Below are 6,988 nucleotides of genomic sequence, written 5' to 3' on the forward strand. Positions count from 1 at the left end.
CAATTTTAATTCATTTTCCCCTAACAGACAGAGACGTTTTCTTAACTGTTTGTTAGACTTCATTTTCTGCTGTTGTTTCTCCCTATAGATAGAAATTTTTAAATAGCCCCATTCGTTTTGTTAAAACCACAAGCCCATATCCCAACAAAGCACCAGGGATACTGCTAGCGAGAAAGGCCATCTGGAGTCCTCCCAGAGCTGGAGTTTTTTCTATAGCAGGGCCTATGACCAGTGCCGAAAGAGTGGCTCCTATAGGTCCTGTCCCCAAGGGCTCTGCTAAAGCTGCCCAATCTTTTTTGAAGAGGCGATAGGTAAAACCCACCATTAGAGCGCCTGGAATGCTTCCGGGAAAGGCAAAAAGGCTTCCTGTCCCCATCATATTTCGAATGAAGCTCGTTACAAAAGCAATGGAAGCAGCCCACCAAGGACCAAGCAATATGCCAGAAAAAGCGTTAATAGTATGTTGAAAAGGAAAACATTTAGTGGGTCCGAAGGGAATATATACTCCAGAGAGCAGTACTCCTGCGGAAGCAAGAAGACCTGCTACAGTGAGCTTTTTTATATGCCTTTCTGTTGTTGTAAGGGGGGCACTATTTTCTGTTCCACAGGATGTCATACACGTTCACTTCCTTTCCGATCATTCCAATAGATAAGGCGAAATTAGCAAATTCTTGCCACTTCTCTTTGTCAAAAGACTGGCTTTCTGCAAAGAGGTGGAGAGTTTTCTCTAGAGCAGCGAATTCTAGTTTCTCTTCAGCTTCAGGTACAGCCTTTAAATACAGGTCCAACGATTCTTGGGGAGTTCTGCGTGTTTCCTCTATTGCTTCCTGAAGAGCCTGGCAAAAAGTGGCAATAGCTTTTTCTCGATTTTGAAGGTTTTTTTCTCCAGAGATGAAAACGAGTTCGTCATAGTCAGGTATACCGTATTTTTCAAGTTCGAAGTAGCCTGCTTTGTATCCATGTTGTTCCAGCTCTACGACTTCATAATTCTTATATGGCCCCATAACGGCATCTACTTTCCCTGTGGTGAGAGAAGGCAAGATGGAAAACCCCACATTGATGAGCTTGTAGTTTTTTACGTTGTTTTTCCGGGCAAATCCATCTGTAAGAAAATCCATCATTCCTGGGACGGTATAACCGATATTCTTCCCTTCAAGATCTGATGGTTCCCTTATATCTTTATCATCTATAAAAAGAAGAGTAGACAGAGGGTGGCCAATAAGTCGTCCAACAACCTTTATAGGTATTCCTTCTGATGCTGCCATGATAGCCTGAGGTTCATAAGCTATAGCTAAATCTACGTGACCAGAGGCAGCTAGTTTAAGAGGATCTGCAGTTTCTGCAGGAGAAAGGATAGATATATCGAGCCCGTATTTATCAAAAATGCCTTTTTCTTGGGCAACAAAAAGGGGGAGATGATCAATATTAGGGAACCAATCAAGCATAAGGGAAAGCTTTTCTGCTCCCCATAGCGGAGAAACTATAGTCATAAAACATGCACAAACAATAAAAATAGGTGTTATCTGCCTTTTCATATGTGTCCCTTCTTTCTTAAAAATTTATCGATTCCACGTAATAACTTTTTTATTTAAAAAGCTAACAATGCTCCAGAGGGATATCCCTATAATAGTAAGCCAGAGTATGGCAGCAAAAACCATATCGACCCGAAGGCGAGCATTCCATTGGATCATAAGATAGCCAAGCCCACTTTGGGCCCCTACCCATTCCCCAATAACGGCGCCAATAGTGGCAACGGAAACTCCTACTTTAAGGCCGGCAAAAAAGTAGGGTAAAGCCCAGGGCCAGTAGAGATAACGAAGCCTTTTAGGAAAAGATGCTCCCATAAGGGTAAAGAGTTTATCGTAGTCTGAGTCGCAACTCTTAAACCCTTCCAGCAAGTTGACAGTTATAGGAAAGAAGATAATGAGGGCTGCCATACAGACTTTGCTCCAGATTCCGTATCCTAGCCAAATTATCAATAAAGGCGCTAAAGCGAAGACTGGTATAGCTTGAGAAGCTATCAAGAGGGGGGAGAGAGCTTGTTCCACCAAAGGTGAGGCAAACATGAGTATAGACATGGAAATAGCCACGATGACTGAGAGGGCAACTCCTAAAAGGATTTCGAAACACGTGATTAGTGCGTGATGAGCTAAAAGTGGAGCCTGAAAAATAGCTACGGAGACAATACGCGACGGGGCTGGAAGTATAAAGACAGGAATCTGGATAATTCTGCAGAGAACCTCCCATATTCCTATTAGCAGGAAGAGTAATACACATGAAGCGATTCGACCTTTCATTGTATTCCTCCTGCTTCCAACTCATTGAGAACGCGACATCTCAATGTCTCCATAGATGGTGCCATCGAATCACAGAGAGTAGGACGACATATGTGAATAGTATCTTGAACTCTCATGGGGCTGGCAGTGAGAACAATAATGTCATCGGCGAGAGCAAGGGCTTCATCTATATCGTGAGATATCATCAATACCGTTTTCCCATATTGATTCTTGAGCATGGCTAAATAAGTTTGGAGACCACGTCTTGTGATAGCATCCAGAGCAGAAAGAGGCTCGTCTAAAAGAACTATTTCCCTTTCGAACATAAGGGTTCGAATAAGAGCGCATCTTTGTCTCATCCCTCCTGATACAGATTGAGGAAGATACGATTCAAAACCCCCTAACCCAAAGTGCGAGAAAAGCTCATGGGCTCTCTGGTGTTCAGCAGGACCCTTTTTGCCAGCGAGCATAGAGGGAAGCAGAGCATTTTCCAAGAGGGAGAGCCAGGGAAGGAGCAGGTCTTTTTGTTGCATATAGGCTGCTTTAGTGCCAAGATGAGGAAGCTGTTCCCCTTCCCACTCTATAGAGCCACTGTCGCGAGGAAGTATCCCTGTCAATATGTCAAAAAGAGTAGTTTTCCCGCACCCTGATGGCCCGATGAGGACAGAGAAACTCTTTTGAGGCAAAACCATATTGACCCCTTCTATAACAGAAAGGTTGTTAAAGCGTTTATTCAGGTTTTGTATGCGAAGCATTTGTCACTGGTTAATATGTGAGAGCCTTTTCCAAACCATATAGGTCACGAGAATGCTCAACGCCAAATTAGGTACCATATAACTGCTGTTATAAACGATTGAATAGAGCCAGACATTTGTTCCTTCAGGGGCATAACTCCCGAAAAAAACGACTCCCGAAAGCACGTGACAGATAAGGCGACCACAACTTCCTAACGTTAAACCAGCCCACAGCGGTTTACGTATAAGTGCGGCAATACCTAATACCCCAAAAGCTAATGGATAGTCGAGAAGAGCTTGAATTGGATGCACCACATATCCACCAAGCAGAAGTTGGACTAATCCAGCTACAAGCCCTGCTCCTACTCCCCATTTAACACCGTGACGAAGCGCAAAAAGCAACAACGGGATATTTTCCAGTGTCACCGATCCCCCTTGAGGCATTCGCCATAGCTTTAAATGAGAAAAAGCTACAGTCATGGCTACTACCAAGGCCCCTTCAACCAATACTCGAGTTTTAGTACGCATGAATTTTTCCTCCTTGTGTGTCTGCCGGAGGAAGGAAGGGAGTAACTTGTCGGAATATTTCTCTAGACTTCCCTTCGCCGGCATGACCCGGATCAGGTTCTAGGGGTCGAGACCTCTCGTCTCCTCTCAGCCGGTTTACGCCGACTCCCCCAGTACTTTATTATCTTCATTTTGACCCTAGAAAGTGGCTTTGTCAAATCAGGAAGAGAAAAACAATATAATATATAATAAAAAAATGATAGAGATTTTTTCAGGGTGAGAGCTTTGATACTGGTTTCTTAAAAGGATGTAAAAAAAGCAAATGTGATGAGGCATGTTTCTCTTGCTTTTAATTGAGGCGAAAGAGGTGTGTGATGTCTAGAGAAACTCTATTTGCAGAAGGAAGCTTTGGTGATAAAAAAGTTTCCCTTAATTATGTTCCGTCGAAGGTCCCATCTCGCCAAGTGTTGATCCTTTTTCATGGGGTTCATGGATGTGCTTCTCTTCAAGAAGGAAATAAATATGCTGTCCTTGCGAATATGCTCTCTTCATTGGATATTTCTATTTATTTGACAGAAACGAGCCGTATTCGTCACGATAGAGAGACTTTCGGAGAAAACAGAGACCAATGGGCTATTGCAGCTTTTTCGGGAAAAACATATGCAATGGATCTTTTCGATGCATGTTCAGCTTTTCAATTTGTGGAAAGGCGACATCCTGAAGCAGAAATATATCTTTGGGGGTTTTCCTTAGGGGGACTTCATTCCATTATGATAGCAGGGGATGGGTACATATCGATGCTGCAAGGCTCGAATATGCATGCTCCTCTTTTACAAAAGAAACCTTCAGGCCTTATCCTTTCCGGAAGTGGCGACGGAATAAGAGTCGACAAAGCGAAAGAAGCATTTAAACTTCCTATTTTGGACACAGTAGGAAGTCAGCAAAAACTGCTTCATTCTGCTTCTCATATTGACCGAGGATGGGCTGTTTGTTTCTATGGGGATGAAGACTTGACTTTCAGCGAGAGAGCATGTCGTCGCCTTTGCGGGGCTATTGCTGTACGGGATAAAGAGTTCATTATTATTCCAGGGGCAGATCATTCTTTTAGAAAGCTTCATGGGATCCCTTCTATTAAACCGTTGCAGATGATGACGTCTCATATTGCCAAACGCTTTTCAACTCCATATCAATTTCCCCATGGCCAGGGTAAATGAAGTCCGAATATGTGCTCTAACATAGGTGCGGCTAAAAGCGCAATGATTCCTCCCAGAGCAAGGAAGGGGACAAAAGGGATCGGTTGCTTTTTATGAACTTTACGGGCTAAAAGTAAAAACGAAGCAATGAGTCCACCGCAAAAAAATCCAATATAAAGAGAACAGAGAGTGAGCTTTGTACCTAATCCCATGCCAACTCCTCCCATGAGCTTAATATCCCCTTGCCCGACGCCCCCTTTGCTGAACAATCGGATTGCTCCCATTATACCTACACCTATACCTGCTCCCAATATGCCGTCGATGAAGGCCGTCTTGCCTCCTAGAATACGTATTGCAAAAGCTGAAAGAACCATGAGAAAAGGAATAACATCAAATACATATCCGCTATATAGATCGGTGAGAGCGGAGAAAAAAAGGCATGATCCTATTAAAAAGGCCAATAAAAGAGAGAAAGAAAAATGCCAAATTAAATAGAACCCAGTCATCATGATTAAAAAGATTCCTCCAGAAATCAACGGCCGGGAAAAAAAATGTTGAATTCCCAGAGTTTCTTCAAGACGCACGTTTTGAGTTATGTTTTGAGCTTCATGTTCAAGAAAAACGCCACAAAAAAAAGAGAACACAAGAAAAAGAATCATAAAGAATAAATTCATTTTGCCTCCATATGCAAGCTCTTTTTAAATAATTGGAAATAGTACCCATATATCGTTTATAATATTATCATTATCGACCCTAAAGGGGGGGATAGATATGAAAAAAATACTTGTTGCTGTGGATTTGAGCAAGGTTTCGGAGGAAGTTTTTGCTTATGGTTGTTCTTTAGCCCTCCGTCTTGGTGTTCATGCGACATTTATTCACGTTATGCCTCACCCTACCTTATGGAAAGGGTATGAACCATGGTTGCCTCCTGAAATTGATATGGAGATCTCAGAGATAGCCAGGAAAAAACTTGAATATTATTTCAAGAAGGCAAAGGAGAAGCTCCCAGAACTTGCAAATGTTGATTTTGATATGGTGGTGAAAGAAGGGAGCCCTTCTGATGTTATTATCGACTTTGCAAAGCAGGGAGATTACAACTTAATTGTGATAGGGTACCGAGGGCAAAGCACCATAGAAAGGCTTGTAGTAGGAAGCACGGCTGCCAATGTGGCTCGCTATGCTCATTGTTCCGTGCTTATTTATCGTCCTGGCCTTGAAATTTTCTAGAGAAGCGGGGGTACCCCCGCTTCTTCTTTTCTTAAGGTTTCCTTCCCTTTTCTCCGTATCGTTCCTGGCCATATGTTCGTCTTGTCTCTGTCGATGTGGAGCGACGTTTCCCTTCGTCTAGGTTTTTTTGAAATTCTTTCAAAAGTCGCTCTCTTTTTTCCTGTTCTTCTTCCTCAGAGCTAACATTACGTTCAATGTATTTCAGATCGATGAGCGCTTGAATATAACGAATATCTACCCCAACTTCTTCAGCAAGTTCTTCAGCATTGTACTCTTGAGAGGCATGATCCCTCAAAAATTCTCTGACGCGAGGATAGAGGTCATCAAGCTCTTCAAGGCACTGGGGGCAGATTTTCCCGCTATTGGAAGTGAATACCTTTCCACACAGCTTACATGTTATAAGATGCACGGAACGATTTCCCCCTTTTCTTTTTATTAAAAAATCCCCATAATAATACCTTATAAGAATTGTACCTTAAAACCTTGATTTTAGAGAGAGGAAAGTGGTAATTTGAGTTTTCTTTGTTAAGATTAGTAACGTTGCATTAGTATATATAAAGTCATTTGAAACGTTATTAATATCTATAGTGATTATAAGTTTAACAAAGGAGGTCTGTCCAATGAAAGTCACCGTTGTAGATCACATTGGTATTGCGGTGAAAAGTATTGAAGAGTCGCTTAAGATATGGGAAAGTACCTTGGGAATTAAGTGTATAGGAATAGAAGAGGTGACAGATCAAAAGGTTAAAACGGCTTTTTTACCTATTAAAGATACGGAAATAGAACTTTTAGAGCCGACGGAAGATGAAAGCCCTATTGCTAAATTTATAGAAAAACGTGGCGAAGGAATTCACCATATAGCTCTAAGAGTAGAAAACGTAGAAGAAGCTTTGGCTGAATTGAAAGAAAAAGGGGTTCGGCTTATTGATGAAAAACCGAGGTGTGGTGCAGGAGGAGCAAAAATAGCGTTTGTTCACCCTAAAGCTACAGGTGGTATTTTACTCGAACTTTCTGAACGATAAAGGAGAAGTGAGCGATGACGAATCGCAGC

Annotated in this window: 10 protein-coding genes and 1 riboswitch; of the genes, 3 read left to right on the forward strand and 7 right to left on the reverse strand. The window is 42.2% G+C overall.

Going from position 1 to position 6,988, the window contains the following annotated elements:
• Positions 1-82 precede the first annotated feature (82 nt).
• The 5 genes from thiW to thiT are packed head-to-tail and all read right to left on the reverse strand — an operon-like array spanning position 83 to position 3,538.
• Positions 83-616, reverse strand: coding sequence for an energy coupling factor transporter S component ThiW (gene thiW / locus B4J50_RS06320; RefSeq protein WP_286846141.1), 534 nt, complete (start codon positions 614-616; stop codon positions 83-85).
• Positions 591-1,535, reverse strand: coding sequence for an ABC transporter substrate-binding protein (locus B4J50_RS06325; RefSeq protein WP_286846139.1), 945 nt, complete (start codon positions 1,533-1,535; stop codon positions 591-593). Before B4J50_RS06325 ends, thiW begins: the two co-directional genes overlap by 26 nt.
• A gap of 24 nt (positions 1,536-1,559) precedes the next feature.
• Positions 1,560-2,297: an ABC transporter permease gene (locus B4J50_RS06330; protein ID WP_286846138.1), complete on the reverse strand. Its 738-nt coding sequence runs from the start codon at positions 2,295-2,297 to the stop codon at positions 1,560-1,562.
• Positions 2,294-3,031, reverse strand: coding sequence for an ABC transporter ATP-binding protein (locus tag B4J50_RS06335; protein ID WP_286846137.1), 738 nt, complete (start codon positions 3,029-3,031; stop codon positions 2,294-2,296). Before B4J50_RS06335 ends, B4J50_RS06330 begins: the two co-directional genes overlap by 4 nt.
• A 3-nt stretch (positions 3,032-3,034) precedes the next feature.
• Positions 3,035-3,538: an energy-coupled thiamine transporter ThiT gene (gene thiT, locus B4J50_RS06340; protein WP_286846136.1), complete on the reverse strand. Its 504-nt coding sequence runs from the start codon at positions 3,536-3,538 to the stop codon at positions 3,035-3,037.
• A 52-nt stretch (positions 3,539-3,590) separates the two neighbouring features.
• Positions 3,591-3,699: riboswitch (TPP riboswitch) on the reverse strand.
• A gap of 192 nt (positions 3,700-3,891) precedes the next feature.
• Between thiT and B4J50_RS06345 the strand changes: the two genes are divergently transcribed.
• Positions 3,892-4,731 carry an alpha/beta hydrolase gene (locus B4J50_RS06345; protein WP_286846135.1) on the forward strand — a complete coding sequence of 280 codons (840 nt, stop codon included), beginning with the start codon at positions 3,892-3,894 and terminating at the stop codon, positions 4,729-4,731.
• Here the strand turns inward: B4J50_RS06345 and B4J50_RS06350 are convergent.
• Positions 4,704-5,384 carry a prepilin peptidase gene (locus tag B4J50_RS06350; RefSeq protein WP_286846134.1) on the reverse strand — a complete coding sequence of 227 codons (681 nt, stop codon included), beginning with the start codon at positions 5,382-5,384 and terminating at the stop codon, positions 4,704-4,706. The two genes, B4J50_RS06345 and B4J50_RS06350, sit on opposite strands and share 28 nt — an antisense overlap.
• Positions 5,385-5,481: 97 nt before the next feature.
• On the opposite strand from B4J50_RS06350, the gene B4J50_RS06355 reads away from it, so the two are divergent.
• Positions 5,482-5,937: a universal stress protein gene (locus tag B4J50_RS06355; RefSeq protein ID WP_286846133.1), complete on the forward strand. Its 456-nt coding sequence runs from the start codon at positions 5,482-5,484 to the stop codon at positions 5,935-5,937.
• A gap of 31 nt (positions 5,938-5,968) precedes the next feature.
• Here the strand turns inward: B4J50_RS06355 and B4J50_RS06360 are convergent, their stop codons facing one another.
• Positions 5,969-6,346 (reverse strand): hypothetical protein, encoded by a 378-nt coding sequence (locus tag B4J50_RS06360; RefSeq protein WP_286846132.1) that lies wholly within the window; start codon positions 6,344-6,346, stop codon positions 5,969-5,971.
• 211 nt (positions 6,347-6,557) lie between these two features.
• Here B4J50_RS06360 and mce point away from each other — a divergent pair, with 211 nt between their 5' ends.
• Complete coding sequence (mce, locus tag B4J50_RS06365) at positions 6,558-6,959, forward strand: methylmalonyl-CoA epimerase (protein ID WP_024822932.1); 402 nt, start codon at positions 6,558-6,560, stop codon at positions 6,957-6,959.
• Positions 6,960-6,988: the final 29 nt, after the last annotated feature.

It is taken from the genome of Aminobacterium sp. UBA4908 (assembly GCF_002398115.1).
Lineage (GTDB): Bacteria > Synergistota > Synergistia > Synergistales > Aminobacteriaceae > Aminobacterium > Aminobacterium mobile.